Raw genomic sequence first — 17,166 nt, forward strand, 5'->3', positions numbered from 1 at the left:
ATTGTACTTTCATATCGTTTTTTGGGTGCACCTCAATTTACAAAAAATTGAGGACAAAAAACATAAGCCCCGCCATTATTTTTTAATGACGGGGCTCTTTAATTAACAGACCTTTTTAGACAGCCTCTTTTATTTTACCCAAACAATGCTCTAAAAATATCTTCCAATTTTCCGACTGGACGAATGGCGATATTATACTTTTTGGGATCAAGCCCTTTGGTATTATGCTTAGGAATAAAAATTCCCTCAAATCCTAATTTTTCGGCTTCTGCTATACGTTGTTCAATGCGATTTACGGCACGTATTTCACCTGATAATCCTACTTCTCCAGCGAAAGTAATATTTGTCGGTAAAGCAATATCTTGTTGAGAAGAAATAATCGCTGCAATTACGGCCAAATCAATTGCCGGATCCTCCACGCGCAAACCTCCCGTAATATTCAAAAACACATCCTGTGCACTCAATCGGAAACCAAATCTTTTCTCTAGTACGGCTAAAAGCATATTTAATCTTTTGGTGTCAAACCCCGTAGAACTACGCTGCGGTGTGCCGAAAGCTGAATTTCCGACCAATGCTTGAACCTCAATCATCAGTGGTCTTACCCCCTCCAACATCGTAGCAATCGCCACACCAGAGGTGGGTTCATCGCGTTGTGAAATCATGATTTCCGAAGGATTCGACACTTCGCGCAATCCCGAACCTTGCATTTCGTAGATTCCCAATTCCGAAGAAGAACCAAATCTATTTTTCACAGCACGTAAAATACGGTATACGTGATGACGATCGCCTTCAAATTGCAAAACCGTATCCACCATATGCTCTAAAACTTTTGGCCCTGCAATAGAACCGTCTTTGGTGATGTGTCCTACGATAAAAACTGGAACACTGCTTTCTTTTGCGTAGCGTAATAATTCGGCGGTACATTCACGCACCTGAGAAACAGAACCCGGAGCAGATTCTATTTGCTGCGAATGCAGTGTTTGAATGGAATCAATTACTACTAAATTCGGTTCGACAGCTTCCGCTTGCTTGAATATATTTTGTGTAGATGTTTCGGTTAATATATAGCAATTCGCTCTCGAATGTTGGGAAAGGCGCTCAGCGCGCATTTTGATTTGTTGCTCGCTCTCTTCCCCTGAAATGTACAAAACCTTGATCTGTGGAATGGAAAGTGCTAATTGCAACATTAAAGTAGATTTTCCAATTCCGGGCTCTCCTCCAATCAAAACCAATGACCCCGGAACAATTCCACCACCTAATACACGATTAAATTCTTTATCCGGTGTAACTATGCGTTGTTCTTCACTGTATACAATCTCATGGATGATAGCGGCTTTGTTTTGTCTTTTGGGCGAACTATTCGTCGTCGTGCTACGCCATTCAGGCACACGTGAAGACGCTGGAGCAACCACTTCTTCTACAAAAGTATTCCATTGTTTACAGGAAGGACACTGCCCTAGCCATTTAGGAGATTCGTTACCGCAAGATTGACAGAAATATGCTGATTTTGATTTTGCCATATAAGCGAAATTACTAAAAATATGCCTTAAAAATTATTTTACAAATCCATTGTAACGAACAATAAATTTTCTTTACTTCGGTTAGTAATTCTCTATCTAAAGATGTTGGGAATAGAGAAAGAAAATTATAAACCATATTCTATGATACAATTACATACCAAATCGTTCTACTTACTTCTAGTATTAACGGTTCACACTCTAGCATCTATTGGACAGGTAAAACAAGATTCAACGAGCACGGCTCCTTTCTTCAAGGATGGCCAAGCGCAAATTGTATCTGCTTTCCAAGATGCTAAGAAATGGATACGTCATGATTTGTGGGTTGAAACATCTTTTGATACAGATGGAGATGGAAAGCTTGACCGTATGCACGTTAGTGTTACACGTCCGTATCAAACTGAAAACAAAGAATTAAAGCTTCCTGTAATCTATGAAACAAGCCCGTATTATGCAGGTGTAGCGAATGACATAGACGGCATTATGTGGGATGTAAAACATGAGCTCCGTACAAAACCACCAAAACCTCGAGTACATCCAAATGTGGTTCGTACTGGCAAAAGACCTATTATTTCAAATACGTTAATTGGGCAATGGGTTCCTCGTGGATTCATCGTTGTGCATTCTTCTTCGCCAGGGACGGGGCTATCACAAGGTTCTCCCACGGTAGGAGGTATCAACGAATCCTTGGCGCCGAGGGCAGTTATTGAGTGGTTATCCGGAAAGAATAATGGATATACGACTCCTGATGGTGATGAGAAGATAAACGCATTTTGGAGCAGCGGTAATGTGGGGATGACTGGCACATCGTACAATGGTACATTACCAATTGCCGCTGCAACAACAGGTGTAGCAGGTCTAAAGGCTATAATTCCAGTTGCCCCCAATACATCCTATTACCATTATTACCGTTCAAATGGTCTAGTACGTAGCCCCGGCGGTTATTTGGGCGAAGATGTAGATGTACTCTACGATTTTATCCATAGTGGGGCAGAAGATAAGAGAGCTTATAACAATAAGACGTACCGTGATGGTGAAATAGCAAAAGGCATAGATAGAGAAAGTGGTGATTATAACTCTTTTTGGTCGGGTCGCGACTATTTGAATGCGATGAAAAACTTTAAGGCAGCTTTGTTGATGGCACATGGCTTTAACGATTGGAACGTTATGCCTGAGCATAGCTATCGTATTTACAATGAAGCAAGAGCAAAAGGATTGCCTGTTCAAATTTATTATCACCAAGGTGGACATGGCGGGGAGCCACCCTTTGAGATGATGAACAAGTGGTTTACACGTTTTCTTTTCAATATTGAAAATGGTGTCGAGAAAGATCCTAAATCTTGGATTGTAAGAGAGAATGACAAACAAAATAATCCTACATCTTATGCAGATTATCCGAACCCTGCAGCTACTGATGTCAAATTTTATTTGGGTAAGGGAGGTAACGCAGCAGGAACTTTGCAATTAGTAAAACCAACAACTAAAGACACTGAAGTTTTCGTGGATGATGTGTCTTTTTCGGCGAAAGATTTGGCAATAGCAAAACAATCGGAGAATCGTCTGTTATATTTAAGTCCAGTGTTAACACAAGATTTGCATTTATCAGGTATAGCACGCGTTTCTGTAAAATTAGCTTCCAATAAATCCGCAGCAAACTTTTCTGTTTGGTTGGTTGCACTACCTTGGTCAGCGGATAAGAAAGCAAAAATAACGGATAACATCATTACCCGTGGCTGGGCTGATCCACAAAATTATAAATCAATTACAAAGGGCACTCCTCTAAAGCCGGGTAAATTCTATGACTTAAAATTTGATTTACAACCAGATGATCAAATTATACCGGCTGGCAAGCAAATTGGATTAATGATTCTATCAAGTGATAAAGAATTTACGTTATGGCCAAAAGCAGGGACAGAGATTACAATTGATTTAAATGGAACAAGCATTACCTTACCAGTCGTGGGTGGTAAAGAATCGTTTTTAAAGGCTACGGAATAAGTAAGTTTTTTTAAATAGAAGCGTTAGCATTTTCAATGTTAGCGCTTCTTTTGTTAGGTGAAATACCTTAATACGAGAAATTGAATTGTCTAAAGATAACATCACGTTCGATTCACGAATTCCTTTACAGAAGTATTCCATTAATAACACCACGAGCTTTGATCCTAATCTCTTAGGTGATTCATTGCTGTGGGATAGATATATGCCGATTTTGCTGGTAGGTTAATAGCAGTTTTAATAGGCAGGAAAAAATAATTACACCAAGTTGTAACATTATCTACTTATTTTCGACCAATTAGCAATTATGAATAAGGAAATCGAGAACGAGTTTACTACACTACTAGAGCAACATCAAAATATCTTGCATAAGATATGTAAACTCTATACTAGTGATGTTGATTCACACAAAGATTTGTTTCAAGAGATGGTTATTCAGATTTGGAAATCGTACCCAAGTTTCAAAGGCGATGCTAAATTCACCACTTGGGCTTACCGTATCGGATTGAATACCGCGATATCATTATACAGAGGGACAAAACGCAAAATCAACACTGTTAATTGGGATATCTCTTTTGAAAACATCAAGTACGAAGAATACAATTCAGAAGAAGAACGACAGTTGCAATTCATCTATGCTGCCGTAAGGCAATTGAATGATATTGAAAAGGCGTTAATCTATATGTATCTCGAGGATAAAGACTACGCAGAGATTGCCGAAACTCTTGGTATTAGCGAGGTGAATGCTCGTGTAAAAATGAACCGTATCAAAACTAAAATCAAAACAATAATTGCACAAAAAGGAGGTTTATCATGAATGAATTAGACTTACTAAAGACACATTGGCAAAAAGACCATGACTTTATAAAATTTAAGAGGGAGGATATCATATCAATGATTCACAAAAGCTCGTCCTCAATTGTGAAATGGCTATTAATAATCAGCTGCCTGGAGTTTCTTATTATCGGGTTTATAGGACTTTCTTCGTATTTTGATGACCCTAGTGAATTCACTGTTTATGAAATTGTTTTCCAAATTTTTGCACACATAATCTTATTTATATTTGTATCCCTCTTTTATAAACAGTACAAACGAATTAAAGTATCTAGCAATACAAAAGCATTATCATATAATATTTTAAAAACAAGGAAGTTGGTTTTTAATTATATAAAAGCAAATTTTATTTTATTAGGCATTCAATTCGTTATAGGCGCTTTTATTGGATCTCATTTTGAAGCATTTAAAGAGGGATATAACGATGGTTATAGTGAGGGGGCTGGTGAGAATCTTAATACAACTGTTGAATTAGTCCAATCAACGTCTAAGAACTTAGAAACATTTCATGATATGGCTTTGTGGATAGTATTCATAATTGCGGCTTGTATCTTCTTTCTGCTATTATACTTATATTACAAAATTGTGTATACAGGATTCACAGAAAGATTAAAGAAAAATTACGATGATTTAATAGCAATAGACTCGGAAGAAAAGTTGTAAAAATAAAAGCGTCATTTCAATGAAGTAAGAGGGGAAATCTAATTGCAATTAGATTTCTCTTTTCATTTCGCAAACATCATAATGAGAACGAGTACAATAGTATAATTTGTTAAATAGTGTTAATAACAACTAAAATTTATAACCAACTGTAATCTTTCAATAAAAATACTCGTCTTATGTACAAAAGAGAGTATTATGAGAAAAAATAAAATAAAAATTTTAAGCCTTTTAGTTGCATTAATTAGTATATCTATTCAAACAATGGCTCAACAAGTGATTACAAAACAAGATCTATCTATATTCCCTAAGCCAGAGGCAGGATACAAAAAAGTTATAATCGAAGTGCCTCATTCGGATAAGGACAATCAAAAGAAAATTGAATTCTCCGTAGGGAAATGGATGGAAGTAGATGGTTGTAATTATTTCAATCTACAAGGAACACTTGAAACTAAAGACCTACAAGGTTGGGGCTACAACTATTATGTATTTAAGACGAACGGTCAAGTGACTTCCACCATGATCGGTTGTCCAGACGCAGCAAAAAGAAATCTTTTCGTAACGGCTCAGCCAGAAATGGTTCGTTATAATGGTAAATTGCCAATAGTGATTTATATTCCTGAGGGTTACGATGTTCAGTTCAAGATTTATAAAGCAGAAGACGAAACCTATTTCGCCGCCGAAGAAAAATCAAAATAGTATAGTTTTGCAAGTTTAGTATAAAAGGAAAAGCCTCGAATAAATCATTCGAGGCTTTTCCTTTTATGTATAGACCAAATGTTATTGGTATTTTTTAGCATTTAATTTACGCTCATTCTCTGTTAAGTGAATTTTACGTAAACGGATTGACTGAGGAGTTACCTCAATGTATTCGTCAGCTTGGATATACTCCATACACTCTTCTAGAGAGAATTTGATAGCTGGTGCAATACGTGTATTGTCATCCGTACCTGAAGCGCGCATATTCGTTAATTGTTTTCCTTTTACGATGTTAATCGTTAAATCGTTATCACGGATGTGCTCGCCTAAGATTTGACCTTCATAGATATCTGCTCCTGGATCAACGAAGAATTTACCACGATCTTGTAATTTATCGATAGAATAAGCTGTTGTAGTACCTTTATCCAAAGAGATCAATACACCGTGAAGACGTCCAGGGATAGTTCCTTTCCAAGGCTCGTAACCTTTCAAACGGTGTGCCATTACAGCCTCACCAGCAGTAGCTGTCAATACGTTGTTACGTAAACCGATAATACCACGTGAAGGGATTTCAAACTCTAAATGTTGCATTTCACCTTTAGTTTCCATGATCAACAACTCACCTTTACGTTGCGTTACTAATTCGATCACTTTACCTGAAACTTCAGCAGGAACATCTACTACTAAAACCTCAACTGGCTCACATTTCTTGCCGTCGATTTCTTTCAAGATTACTTGAGGTTGACCTACTTGCAATTCGTAACCTTCACGACGCATAGTTTCGATCAATACAGATAAGTGAAGAATACCACGACCATATACTAACCACGCATCAGGAGATTCTGTAGGAACCACGCGTAATGCTAAGTTTTTCTCTAATTCTTTTTGTAAACGATCATGAATGTGACGAGAAGTAACCAATTTACCTTCTTTACCAAAGAAAGGAGAGTTATTAATCGTGAACAACATGTTCATCGTAGGCTCATCGATGCTGATAACCTCTAATTGCTCAGGGTTTTCAAAATCAGCGATAGTATCACCAATATCAAAACCTTCGATACCAACAACCGCACAAATATCACCACAAGCTACCTCAGTAACACGACGACGACCTAAGCCCTCAAAAGTATGTAATTCTTTCACACGTGATTTAACAATCTTGCCATCACGTTTTACTAATGAAATAGGTTGATTTTCTTTGATTGTACCACGCGCTACACGACCAATAGCGATACGACCTACGAACGTAGAGTAGTCTAATGACGTGATTTGCATTTGTAATGTACCTTCAACAAATGGAGAAGGAGGGAAGTGATCAATGATCGCATCTAACAATTCAGAAACATCCTCTTTAGGCTCTTTCCAATCTGTAGACATCCAACCATTTTTAGATGATCCGTATAATACTGGGAATGCTAATTGCTCTTCAGTAGCATCTAAGCTAAAGAACAAATCAAATACATTCTCATATACTTCTTCTGGACGACAGTTTTCTTTATCTACTTTATTTACAACAACAAGTGGTTTTAAGCCTAAGCCTAATGCTTTTTGTGTAACGAAACGAGTCTGAGGCATTGGGCCTTCAAACGCATCTACTAACAACACAACACCATCAGCCATTTTCAATACACGCTCTACCTCACCACCGAAATCGGCGTGACCTGGTGTATCAATAACGTTAATTTTAACGCCTTTATATTGAACTGAAACGTTTTTAGCAACGATTGTAATACCGCGTTCACGTTCTAGATCATTGTTGTCTAGAATTAAATCACCTGTACCATCATTATCTCTAAAAAGATTAGTGAAGTGTAAGATTTTGTCTACCAATGTAGTTTTACCGTGATCGACGTGTGCGATAATCGCGATGTTTCTGATATTTTGCATTGAGCGATAATGTGTTATAATAAAATTCGAGGTGCAAAGATAACTATTCTGAACCTCAAATTTTAATTTTTTGTATTATTATTTTTTTAAGTTATTAATATTGATATAGAATCAGCTTTAAATTTTGTGATCTATAGGCTTTCTAAATGCAAAAAAGAGTTTCTGATGGTTAGAAACTCTTTTATATTTAAGATTTTTAATTTTTAAATTACACCTAGTTCTTTACCTACTTTGGTAAATGCAGCAATGGCTTTGTCCAAATGCGATATTTCATGCCCTGCAGAAATTTGAACACGAATTCTAGCTTTATCTTGAGGTACAACAGGATAATAGAACCCGATAACATAAATTCCTTCTTCCAACATTTTAGCCGCAAATTCTTGCGCTAACTTAGCATCGTATAACATCACCGGAACAATAGGGTGAAATCCTGGTTTGATGTCAAAGCCTGCAGCAGTCATCTTCTCTCGGAAATAGATTGTGTTTGCTTCCAATTTATCACGTAATTCTGTCGTCTCACTCAACATATCCAGCACAGCGATGGAAGCACCCGTGATAGCAGGAGCTAAGGTGTTGGAGAATAAATATGGGCGTGACCGCTGACGTAACATCTCAATGATTTCTTTCTTACCCGAAGTAAATCCACCTGATGCTCCCCCTAGAGCCTTGCCTAATGTACCTGTGATAATGTCAACACGATCAATTACATTAAAAAGTTCGTGCGTTCCACGTCCTGTTTTACCAATAAAACCAGAACAGTGTGATTCATCGATCATGACCAAAGCTTCATACTTGTCTGCTAAATCACAAATTTTGTCCAAAGGAGCTACGGACCCGTCCATTGAAAAGGCTCCATCCGTTACGATGATTCTATGACGAGCGCCAGCTGCTGCTTTCAGTTGTGCTTCCAAATCATCCATATCACAGTTTTTGTAACGGAAGCGTTGTGCTTTACACAAACGAACACCATCGATAATAGAAGCATGATTTAATTCATCCGATATGATCGCGTCTTCAGCACCAAGAAGAGGTTCAAATACACCACCATTTGCATCAAAGGCGGCAGCATATAGAATAGTATCTTCAGTGCCTAAAAATTGAGCTATTTTAGCTTCCAATTGTTTGTGAATATCTTGGGTTCCACAGATAAAGCGTACAGAAGACATACCATATCCGTGTGAATCGATTGCTTTCTTAGCAGCCTCGACTACCTGTGGGTGTGAAGAAAGGCCTAAATAGTTGTTTGCACAAAAGTTTATCACTTCTTGACCAGTGCTGACTTTTATATCTGCACCTTGAGGTGTAGTGATTATTCTTTCTTCTTTGTATAATCCTGCTTCTCTGATAGAGGCAAGTTCTTTTTCTAATGCTGGTTTTAGTGTTTTATACATTTTAGATCTAATTAAGTTTAAACAACTAATACAAAGATAGTATTATTCCTAACTTGAGTTTTATGAAAACGATTGTGTAATTTGTAAATAAAAAACGGTTGTGATAAATTTATCACAACCGTTTTTTAGAGGGGCTAACATTTACTTATTTTGTTAATGTCCAAGTTTGTGTTCTACCTATTAAAGAAAAACCAAGGTAGCCACGTACACTTAATTTATCAGCATTGCGCGTAATGGTACATTTGTATGTTTTACCACTTTTAGGGTCGGTAATATTTCCTCCAGTAAATTCACTACTTTCTTTTTTCAAGCCTGTAATAATTTCTAAACCAATTAATGGCTTGTTTTTTTGTGTTCCTTTACAGTTTACACAGTTTTCGTTTTCGGGTTTTTGTAATAGTTTAATAATTTTACCGTAGTATTTCCCGTCAGCTTTTTTGTAAATCTCTACAATGGATTTTGCTTTACCTGTTTCATCATCTACAGTCGTCCATTTACCCAAAATGTCCACAGAAGATTGTGCTTGAGATATGAATGCTATTAATATCATAAAGCATGCTAATAAAATCTTTTTCATAATGTTTCTAGCTTAGTAGGATTAAAGATACAACTATTTAACTATGTTAGCATAGTAATTGAGTTAAAATCTTGTATACAAGGAGAATATTTATTCTCGGTATTGGCATTACTTTTGAAGTAATTTATAACGATTATATGCTTTTTATTAATTAAATTGGTGTTATGAGGTTTATTATTTCTTTATTATTGACAGGTTTGGTAGTAGCTGTAGCAGCTTACTTAGTTCCTGGTGCGAGTGTAGCTGGTTTTGGATGGGCAATTATTACAGGTTTGGTAATAGGTTTGGTTAATGCATTAGTGGGAGGTTTATTGAGGTTATTTACATTCCCGTTGAACTGGTTAACTTTTGGATTGATTTCGTTTATTATTACTGTATTAATGGTGATGTTAAGTGATTCTATTTTGGGGTCTAAATTTGATGTTGGCGGATTTTGGAACGCAACTTTATTTGCAATAATAGTTGCTGTGTTGGAAATGATTATAGGTAAGGTAAAAGGTAAGGAAAAATAGAACACTATAAAACTACATATTATCCCTATTCACGTAAGTGTTTAGGGATTTTTTATGTAAATATCCTTTTAATATAGCCTAGCATCTTTTTTGTATTGTTGTTATAAGGGTACCAGAAAAATTTACTCATGGGAAAAAAATTGGATTTCAATACAGCTCTTTCGTGAGAAAAGGATTTGAATCCGTAGTGTCCAAGTGATTGTCCAAGTCCTGAATTATTGACACCACCAAACGGAAGATTTGGATGCATGATATGCAGCATTGCATCATTAACTGTAGTTCCTCCTGCTGTTGTATTTCCTAGTACATAATTAATATAATCTTGCTTCTTACTAAAAATATAAAGTGCTAATGGTTTTTCCTTACTTCGAACAATTTGCAAAGCTTGTTGTATATCTTGATAGTAAATGATTGGCAGTATTGGACCAAATATTTCATCTTCCATTAATGCACAATTTATGGGCACGTTTTTCAATACTGTTGGATGAATAAACAAATCTGATTTGTTATTAGTTCCCGATACAATCCAATTTGTATCAGAGTTTTTTAATTCATTTAAATAATTTTCAAGTCTATCGAACTGTTTGGTATTTATTATACGTGCTAAATCATTGCTCTCTATAGGATTTATGCCAAAAGCGTTTAGGATTTCTTCTTTCCACGCGTGATCGAATTCTTGTTCTATTGCTTTATCAACTAATAGATAGTCAGGAGCAATGCAAGTTTGCCCCATGTTGACAAATTTTGCCCAAAGTAAATTTCTGACAACCTCCTTGATATTGATATTTTTGTCAACGAAAACAGGACTTTTACCCCCTAGCTCTAGTGTGATATCCGTTAAGTTTTTTGACGCTGCTTGCATTATAATCTTACCAACAGCTGGAGAACCAGTGAAGTGAATGTGGTCAAATTTCAATGCTAGTAGGTGCGTTGTCTCTTCAATTTCGCCCTCAACAATAGCCACATGGTTCGACACGAAGACTTGTATGATTATAGATTTTATTACGGCATTTATATGTGGTGTAAATTCTGATAATTTAAGAATAACAGTGTTTCCAGCCGCAACGCTAGCGATTAAATGAACAAGAGGAAGTTGGAATGGATAATTCCAAGGTGTAATTATTAGCGTATTCCCTTTGGGCTCGTACAGTAGTTTTGCTGAAGTAGATGCGAACATTAGGGAAGAGCCCACTGATTTTGATTTTGTCCATTTTTTGAGATTCTTTATGAAATGATTGATCTCCAAAATACTCGTGAGAATTTCTGTGGTCTCAGTCTCAATGATTGACTTACGAAAGTCTTTGTAAATAGCATCTTTTATCTCACCTTCTTTATGTAGAATAGTGGCTTTAAGTTTTTTCAGTAATTGTACTCTATTATATACGGATGTTTCTTTACACTCTTCTTTGAATTTTACCTGTTGATTGTAAATTTCATCTATATATATAAACCTGTTGTCCTCCATAAATGCTCTTTAAAGTGTTTTTAACTTGCCGGGAAACGTATATATTTAAGTAATGCCAAGTTAATAAGATTCTTTTTTAGACTCATATTCTTGAGATAGTTTGTCCATTCTACGTTGGATAGCTACATCAGTGCGATGTGGGATAAGCTTATTTAGTGCATTTTTTTCTATATCTACATTTGAAGCAGACTCGAAATTATGAATTATATTCTGATTTGAAATAGCAATGTCATAAGTATCTTTATGGCTCATTAATTTAACAAAAACAGGGAGACATTCGAAAAAGACAAATAATAAAGTGATAAATATCACCGCGTATTGTGTCGATTTTTCGGTAGTGCCGTCAGGGTTTTCATGTAAGTTACTGAGCGCAGCATTTCTGTCCGCAAAGCCTGCTACATTAATAGCGCTATCCAGTTTGTGGTCAGTCAATATTTTTTCATCCATAATACCTTCTTTTCCTTTTCGTTGTACAAGTAGGTTTTCTTTCGTATTTATTCTTGAACGCAAGGTGTCCAAGAAAATCTCTTGCTTCGTTAAGTTTACCTCCTTCATTTTAGCATAAGGACCATAGCCCATTACCCCAGATGTTTCGTTGGTTTTTGTGCCAAAAATCTCGTGGTTAAGCTTTTCTCTGTCCGTTTTTATAGAAGATTCAAGAGAGTCTGCTTGAACTTTTAATGCATTAAGTTGTGAAAATTCTGTTGCGTATTTATTCTGAAAAGTACTATTTAACGTGTCTATATTTGCTTGTTGCTGTTTTAAGTATTCAATACGTAAATGCTCTCTAATTTCCTTGTCAAATATTTTAAGTTCAAGTGGTCGCGAAATAACAAGTCCAATCAAAATAGCAAGCAATATCCGAGGCAATGCTTGTAATACCTGTTTAAAAGTACCTTTAGTTTTATCAATACTCAATACGATATATCGGTCAAGATTGAATATGGCTAACCCCCAAATAATTCCAAATATAATCGAATAGAATATCGCGAAGTCTCCACCGCTGAATACGAAATACAAAGCATATCCACCCGCTAGAGCAGCGAATAGTCCAGTGAAAAATATAGTAGCGCCTATGCTGATATATTTATTGTGTTCTTCTGGGAATTTATTGAGTGTATCTTTATGCACTCCTGCGCACCACCAAAAGAATTGTTTTGTGTTGTTCATATTGATAATATTCTGAATTTAAATCATTTACTCAAAGATAATTATATGGACTTGATTTTTTTTGGAATTTCGGCGAAGCCCTTTTCTTTATCGGTAAAAGGGGGGTAGGTGATAATATTTGTGAGATCTTCAGATTATTTATATCTTGTTAGTTATGACAATATGATATCAATAGTCGTTAAAATATTGTTTACTTTTGCAGCAAACATCTAAAAACTAAATAATTTGTAATGAATAAGAAGAGTTTCATTCCATTTTTGGTAGTTGCATCTATATTCGTAGGATGCGGTAGCGAAAATAAATTACAGTCCGACAATCCACTTTTGTTAGCGTACGAAACGCCATTTAATGTTCCTCCATTTGACAAGATTAAAGATGAGCACTTTAAACCAGCTTTTGATGAGGCATTAAAACAACACAATTTAGAAATAGATTCAATCATTAATAATACAGAAGAGCCAACCTTCGATAACACCATAGTAGCTTTAGAAAATGCGGGTTCATTATTAGCAAACGTCTCTACAGTATTCTATAATTTGAATTCCGCAAATACAAATGATAGTATTCAGGCGCTTGCTAAGGAGTTAGCACCTCAGATTTCAGCTCATAGTGATGAGATCAACTTGAATGCGAAGTTATTTGATAAAATTAAATCGGTGTACACAGGAAAGGATAAGTTTGCTTTAGATGCTGAAGATTTAAAATTGTTAGAAGAAACATATAAAGGATTTGTACGTTCAGGGGCTAATCTTTCGGATGCTAACAAAGAAACATTGAAAAAAATAAATTCTGAATTATCTGTTTTGACAACTCAATTTGGTCAAAACTTGTTAGCTGAAACAAATGCTTATGAACTTGTAGTTGATAAGAAAGAGGATTTAGCTGGTCTTCCTGAAGGCCTAGTATCAGCTGCTGCTGATGTGGCTAAAGCAAAAGGAAAAGAAGGTAAATGGGTATTCACATTGTCTAATCCATCTGTAATGCCTTTTCTTCAATATGCTGACAATAGAGAATTGCGCAAAAATATTTTGGATGCTTACCAAAAAAGAGGTAACAACGATAATGAAAATGACAATAAAGATATCTTAATTAAAATTTCAAACCTTCGTTTAGAAAAAGCTAAACTATTGGGCTATGAGTCTCATGCTGCTTACGTTTTAGAAGAATCTATGGCTTCTAATCCTGCTAATGTTTACCAATTATTAAACAAGCTATGGACGCCAGCTATTAATAAAGCTAAAGTCGAAGCTGCGGATATTCAAAGTGAAATTGATGCTGCTAAAGGAGGATTCAAAGTAGCTCCATCTGATTGGAGATATTATGCAGAGAAAATTCGCGTGAAGCGTTTTGCTTTGAATGAAGAGGAAATTAAACCTTACTTTAGTTTAGCATCAGTTCGTGAAGGTTCTTTTGAAGTAGCGAATAAATTATGGGGATTGACTTTCGTAGCATTGAACAATGTGCCTACTTATCATGAGGAGGTTGAAGTTTATGAAGTTAAAGATAAAGATGGTTCTCATTTAGGGTTATTGTATGCAGATTTCTTCCCTCGTGAATCAAAACGTGGTGGTGCGTGGATGACTTCATACCGTAAGCAATCAACAACAGATGGTAAGCGTGTAGCTCCAGTAATTTCTATTGTATGTAATTTTACTAAACCGGTAGGTGAACAACCTGCATTGTTGACTTTCGATGAGGCAAGCACATTATTCCACGAATTTGGACATGCCTTACATGGTTTATTATCCAATGTGAAGTACAAATCGTTGTCTGGAACATCAGTCTCACGTGATTTCGTGGAGTTGCCTTCTCAAATTATGGAGAACTGGGCAGCAGATCCAGAAGTGTTGAAAACTTACGCTAAGCATTACAAGACGGGTGAAGCTATTCCTGATTCATTAATCAAAAAAATGGACAATGCAGGATCGTTTGATCAGGGTTTTGCAACCACTGAATATCTAGCTGCGTCATTATTAGATTTAGATTATCATGCGACTAAATCACCTATATCAAATGATGTAAATACGTTTGAGAAAGCGGCAATGGATAAAGCTGGATTGATTGAGTCAATTATTCCAAGATATAGAAGTACATATTTCCAACACATCTTCTCGGGAGGGTATTCAGCTGGTTATTATGCATATATCTGGGCTGAGGTATTGGATTCTGACGCATTTGCGGCTTTCAAAGAAAAGGGCTTGTTTGACCAGGCTACGGCAGATTCCTTCCGAAGAAATATTTTAGAAAAGGGTGGGACAGCAAATCCTGCCGATCTTTATAAAGCATTTAGAGGAAAAGATCCTGATCCAGTTCATTTAATGAAAAGGCGTGGTTTGAACTAAACCATAAATGATAAATAAAAAGGGAGCGAAATGAAGATTTTGCTCCTTTTTTATTTATAAATATTGTTATTTTAGATTTATTATTTATATTTGGTCTAAATAAAAATAATGATGTGTCAATCTGTTAATCTTTCAATTAAAGGAAATACCTGCATAAGCTACTGTAGTAAATGCAAGTATCATTATGTGTGGCAAAAATCATATGTTTTGACTTTTACAGCTTTTCAGTATAATTATTTTTTGAAAGAAATTAGGAAAAAGATTGGAAATGAAGATTTTTTAGCTTTCCCAGATGAGGAAGAACGAATGTTTTTGCCGACTCCGGCTCCAGAAATTCTTTTTACGTTTACTAAAAATGAATGGTGTGATTTTACGACTGCATTAGAAGAGGCAAATTATATGCGAGAAGTTTATCAATTGTTTCAATAAGATATTAAGTCCTAGTCTTTATCTAGATTCTCTCTCCCTTCAAATAGGTAGGCTAGGCACAAATTCAAAACCTCTTCTCAAATTGATAAGGGGGGACTTTAATTCAAGTATTCAAATATTTACTTTTTCTTCAATTTTTGAATAATCGAAAGTAATGCCTTACGGTTCTTGGCTTCGTGGTAAAATTTGGGAAGTCTTTCTAAAAGTGTAAAACCAGTTCTGTCTTTATGTTCTCGTAGATCGGCCGCTATGTATTGTTCCAGATAATCTAGATGTTCTCCATTAAGGGCATAAAATACATCATTTTTAAAAGAATGCTCAAGCCATAATTGAGTGTTAAAATAATTGTGTGCGATCATTTTCCAATTCCCTTTAATACCTGCAACAGTTATAGTGGTAGACTTCTGCTTACTTAAACCGCAATTTTTGCAGAATAAATAAGCTTTAGCATTTTCATAATCCACTTTGGTGACAGCCTTTTTGGCACAATCTGGACATACTATCCAAACTTCCGATTGAAAATATGAAAGTCCCTTATTTTGATCATTGAAACGTATGGACATATACTACTACTTTATAATGAATGTCGCTAATAACCCTTTATGATCTGTCGGCCAAACGCCTTTTGGCAACAAAAACCGATCTTCACTGTCTTTGCTCTGTTTTTGTGCGAATCGAACAGTAGACTCTGGGCCGACAATTTTTATATCCTTCAGTTTTAATTTCTTATTTGGTGTCTTAAAATAAATATAGTCTATACGATCGCGATCGTCAGCTTCTGGGGTCCACGCCAATTTGCTGATCGCGACATCGGCATTAAAGCTAGGATAAGTAAATCCTGGATGCGTTAGTGGGCTCTTATAGGTGATACGAAAGGCATCTTTAAAACCTGCAGCATACAGCATTAACGAACAATCCCAAGGCACTACCGCACCACGACGATCGTATAAGTTTTTATTCTCCTCAATCCAGTCTAAATGCGACGGTTCATTAAAATCTCCTCCTATAATAATGCTGTATTTCTTAGATTCTTTATTTGCATCGGTGATCAAATCTCGAATAGCCTCATCACGCTTGCCCTTTCGGTTAGCCTTTAATATTTCGTTTACATCAGTAATAGGTTTATCCATTTTTTGCCATGTCACACCGTCATATCCACGTGGCAAATAACACGCATAGTTGGTGTAATCTAAATGTACAGAATAGAAAATGATAGGATGATTGTGAATGGTAATCTTGGTTTTTAAAACTTGACCAAGTCGGTTTTCTTTTTCGTAAAGTGTATTCTGCTCTAGAATAGGAAATTTAGAAAGTGTAGCGACATCAACAGAATGTTCGGACGAAATTGCATAGTAGATAAGACCTCTTAGTTTTAAATCTTTCAGAAGTTTAGCAACGAAATCTATACCATCTTTGTTATTTACTTCACATAGTAAAACAACATCAGCATTCTTGTCGACAAGTTCATCTACAATAGCATCATAGCCTTTGGGTACTACATTACCTTCATGCCAGATGTTGAGTTGAAAAACTTTAAAACTCTTCTTCTGAGCAAAAATGTTAGAATGAAGAAATATACAGGAAATTAGAACTAAAAAGCAAAGACTCCGTGTATGCATAGCAATCAAGTAAGTTTAAAAATTGTTAATCGTAGATTAAAAGTAATAAACTTATTCATAACTATCCGA

Annotated in this window: 15 protein-coding genes; 7 read left to right on the plus strand and 8 right to left on the minus strand. The window is 35.9% G+C overall.

All coding sequences use genetic code 11. The features are described from left to right. Window positions 1-134: 134 nt before the first annotated feature. On the minus strand, window positions 135-1,520 hold the full coding sequence (gene radA, locus IPZ78_RS03130; protein ID WP_225551481.1) for a DNA repair protein RadA: 1,386 nt from the start codon (window positions 1,518-1,520) through the stop codon (window positions 135-137). A gap of 141 nt (window positions 1,521-1,661) precedes the next feature. Here radA and IPZ78_RS03135 point away from each other — a divergent pair, with 141 nt between their 5' ends. From IPZ78_RS03135 to IPZ78_RS03150, 4 genes are all read left to right on the plus strand, one after another. Further along, window positions 1,662-3,515 (plus strand): Xaa-Pro dipeptidyl-peptidase, encoded by a 1,854-nt coding sequence (locus tag IPZ78_RS03135; protein WP_225551482.1) that lies wholly within the window; start codon window positions 1,662-1,664, stop codon window positions 3,513-3,515. Between the two features lie 304 nt (window positions 3,516-3,819). Beyond that, entirely contained in the window at window positions 3,820-4,329 is a 510-nt protein-coding gene (locus IPZ78_RS03140) for an RNA polymerase sigma factor (protein ID WP_225551483.1), read from the plus strand. Next, a complete protein-coding gene (locus IPZ78_RS03145) occupies window positions 4,326-5,009 on the plus strand; it encodes a hypothetical protein (protein WP_225551484.1) in 684 nt (227 codons plus the stop codon). Before IPZ78_RS03140 ends, IPZ78_RS03145 begins: the two co-directional genes overlap by 4 nt. Window positions 5,010-5,204: 195 nt before the next feature. After that, window positions 5,205-5,705, plus strand: coding sequence for an ecotin (locus tag IPZ78_RS03150; RefSeq protein ID WP_225551485.1), 501 nt, complete (start codon window positions 5,205-5,207; stop codon window positions 5,703-5,705). 81 nt (window positions 5,706-5,786) lie between these two features. On the opposite strand, the gene typA is transcribed toward IPZ78_RS03150, so the two are convergent. The 3 genes from typA to IPZ78_RS03165 form a co-directional block, all read right to left on the minus strand. Then, a complete protein-coding gene (typA, locus tag IPZ78_RS03155; protein WP_225551486.1) occupies window positions 5,787-7,592 on the minus strand; it encodes a translational GTPase TypA in 1,806 nt (601 codons plus the stop codon). 203 nt (window positions 7,593-7,795) lie between these two features. Beyond that, a complete protein-coding gene (gene kbl / locus IPZ78_RS03160; RefSeq protein WP_225551487.1) occupies window positions 7,796-8,983 on the minus strand; it encodes a glycine C-acetyltransferase in 1,188 nt (395 codons plus the stop codon). Between the two features lie 145 nt (window positions 8,984-9,128). Beyond that, window positions 9,129-9,560, minus strand: coding sequence for a DUF2147 domain-containing protein (locus IPZ78_RS03165; protein WP_225551488.1), 432 nt, complete (start codon window positions 9,558-9,560; stop codon window positions 9,129-9,131). Between the two features lie 164 nt (window positions 9,561-9,724). Here IPZ78_RS03165 and IPZ78_RS03170 point away from each other — a divergent pair, with 164 nt between their 5' ends. After that, a complete protein-coding gene (locus IPZ78_RS03170; protein WP_225551489.1) occupies window positions 9,725-10,072 on the plus strand; it encodes a phage holin family protein in 348 nt (115 codons plus the stop codon). A gap of 52 nt (window positions 10,073-10,124) precedes the next feature. Here IPZ78_RS03170 and IPZ78_RS03175 read toward each other — a convergent pair whose 3' ends face one another. Beyond that, window positions 10,125-11,537, minus strand: coding sequence for an aldehyde dehydrogenase family protein (locus IPZ78_RS03175; RefSeq protein ID WP_225551490.1), 1,413 nt, complete (start codon window positions 11,535-11,537; stop codon window positions 10,125-10,127). Window positions 11,538-11,597: 60 nt separating this feature from the next. Beyond that, window positions 11,598-12,707 carry a DUF4407 domain-containing protein gene (locus IPZ78_RS03180; RefSeq protein ID WP_225551491.1) on the minus strand — a complete coding sequence of 370 codons (1,110 nt, stop codon included), beginning with the start codon at window positions 12,705-12,707 and terminating at the stop codon, window positions 11,598-11,600. Between the two features lie 230 nt (window positions 12,708-12,937). Here IPZ78_RS03180 and IPZ78_RS03185 point away from each other — a divergent pair, with 230 nt between their 5' ends. Then, on the plus strand, window positions 12,938-15,049 hold the full coding sequence (locus IPZ78_RS03185) for a M3 family metallopeptidase (RefSeq protein WP_225551492.1): 2,112 nt from the start codon (window positions 12,938-12,940) through the stop codon (window positions 15,047-15,049). 240 nt (window positions 15,050-15,289) lie between these two features. Next, a complete protein-coding gene (locus IPZ78_RS03190) occupies window positions 15,290-15,478 on the plus strand; it encodes a hypothetical protein (protein ID WP_225551493.1) in 189 nt (62 codons plus the stop codon). A gap of 119 nt (window positions 15,479-15,597) precedes the next feature. On the opposite strand, the gene IPZ78_RS03195 is transcribed toward IPZ78_RS03190, so the two are convergent. Both IPZ78_RS03195 and IPZ78_RS03200 read right to left on the minus strand, forming a co-directional pair. Further along, on the minus strand, window positions 15,598-16,041 hold the full coding sequence (locus tag IPZ78_RS03195; protein WP_225551494.1) for a hypothetical protein: 444 nt from the start codon (window positions 16,039-16,041) through the stop codon (window positions 15,598-15,600). A 6-nt stretch (window positions 16,042-16,047) separates the two neighbouring features. Beyond that, window positions 16,048-17,097 (minus strand): endonuclease/exonuclease/phosphatase family protein, encoded by a 1,050-nt coding sequence (locus tag IPZ78_RS03200; RefSeq protein WP_225551495.1) that lies wholly within the window; start codon window positions 17,095-17,097, stop codon window positions 16,048-16,050. Window positions 17,098-17,166 lie beyond the last annotated feature (69 nt).

The organism is Sphingobacterium bovistauri, from assembly GCF_020295405.1.
Classification (GTDB): Bacteria; Bacteroidota; Bacteroidia; order Sphingobacteriales; family Sphingobacteriaceae; genus Sphingobacterium; species Sphingobacterium bovistauri.

Excerpts from the sequence above, each read along its gene's own strand:
- radA (WP_225551481.1), bottom strand. The coding sequence starts at position 1,520 with ATGGCAAAATCAAAATCAGCATATTTCTGTCAATCTTGCGGTAACGAA.
- IPZ78_RS03135 (WP_225551482.1), top strand. The coding sequence starts at position 1,662 with ATGATACAATTACATACCAAATCGTTCTACTTACTTCTAGTATTAACG.
- IPZ78_RS03140 (WP_225551483.1), top strand. The coding sequence starts at position 3,820 with ATGAATAAGGAAATCGAGAACGAGTTTACTACACTACTAGAGCAACAT.
- IPZ78_RS03145 (WP_225551484.1), top strand. The coding sequence starts at position 4,326 with ATGAATGAATTAGACTTACTAAAGACACATTGGCAAAAAGACCATGAC.
- IPZ78_RS03150 (WP_225551485.1), top strand. The coding sequence starts at position 5,205 with ATGAGAAAAAATAAAATAAAAATTTTAAGCCTTTTAGTTGCATTAATT.
- typA (WP_225551486.1), bottom strand. The coding sequence starts at position 7,592 with ATGCAAAATATCAGAAACATCGCGATTATCGCACACGTCGATCACGGT.
- kbl (WP_225551487.1), bottom strand. The coding sequence starts at position 8,983 with ATGTATAAAACACTAAAACCAGCATTAGAAAAAGAACTTGCCTCTATC.
- IPZ78_RS03165 (WP_225551488.1), bottom strand. The coding sequence starts at position 9,560 with ATGAAAAAGATTTTATTAGCATGCTTTATGATATTAATAGCATTCATA.
- IPZ78_RS03170 (WP_225551489.1), top strand. The coding sequence starts at position 9,725 with ATGAGGTTTATTATTTCTTTATTATTGACAGGTTTGGTAGTAGCTGTA.
- IPZ78_RS03175 (WP_225551490.1), bottom strand. The coding sequence starts at position 11,537 with ATGGAGGACAACAGGTTTATATATATAGATGAAATTTACAATCAACAG.
- IPZ78_RS03180 (WP_225551491.1), bottom strand. The coding sequence starts at position 12,707 with ATGAACAACACAAAACAATTCTTTTGGTGGTGCGCAGGAGTGCATAAA.
- IPZ78_RS03185 (WP_225551492.1), top strand. The coding sequence starts at position 12,938 with ATGAATAAGAAGAGTTTCATTCCATTTTTGGTAGTTGCATCTATATTC.
- IPZ78_RS03195 (WP_225551494.1), bottom strand. The coding sequence starts at position 16,041 with ATGTCCATACGTTTCAATGATCAAAATAAGGGACTTTCATATTTTCAA.
- IPZ78_RS03200 (WP_225551495.1), bottom strand. The coding sequence starts at position 17,097 with ATGCATACACGGAGTCTTTGCTTTTTAGTTCTAATTTCCTGTATATTT.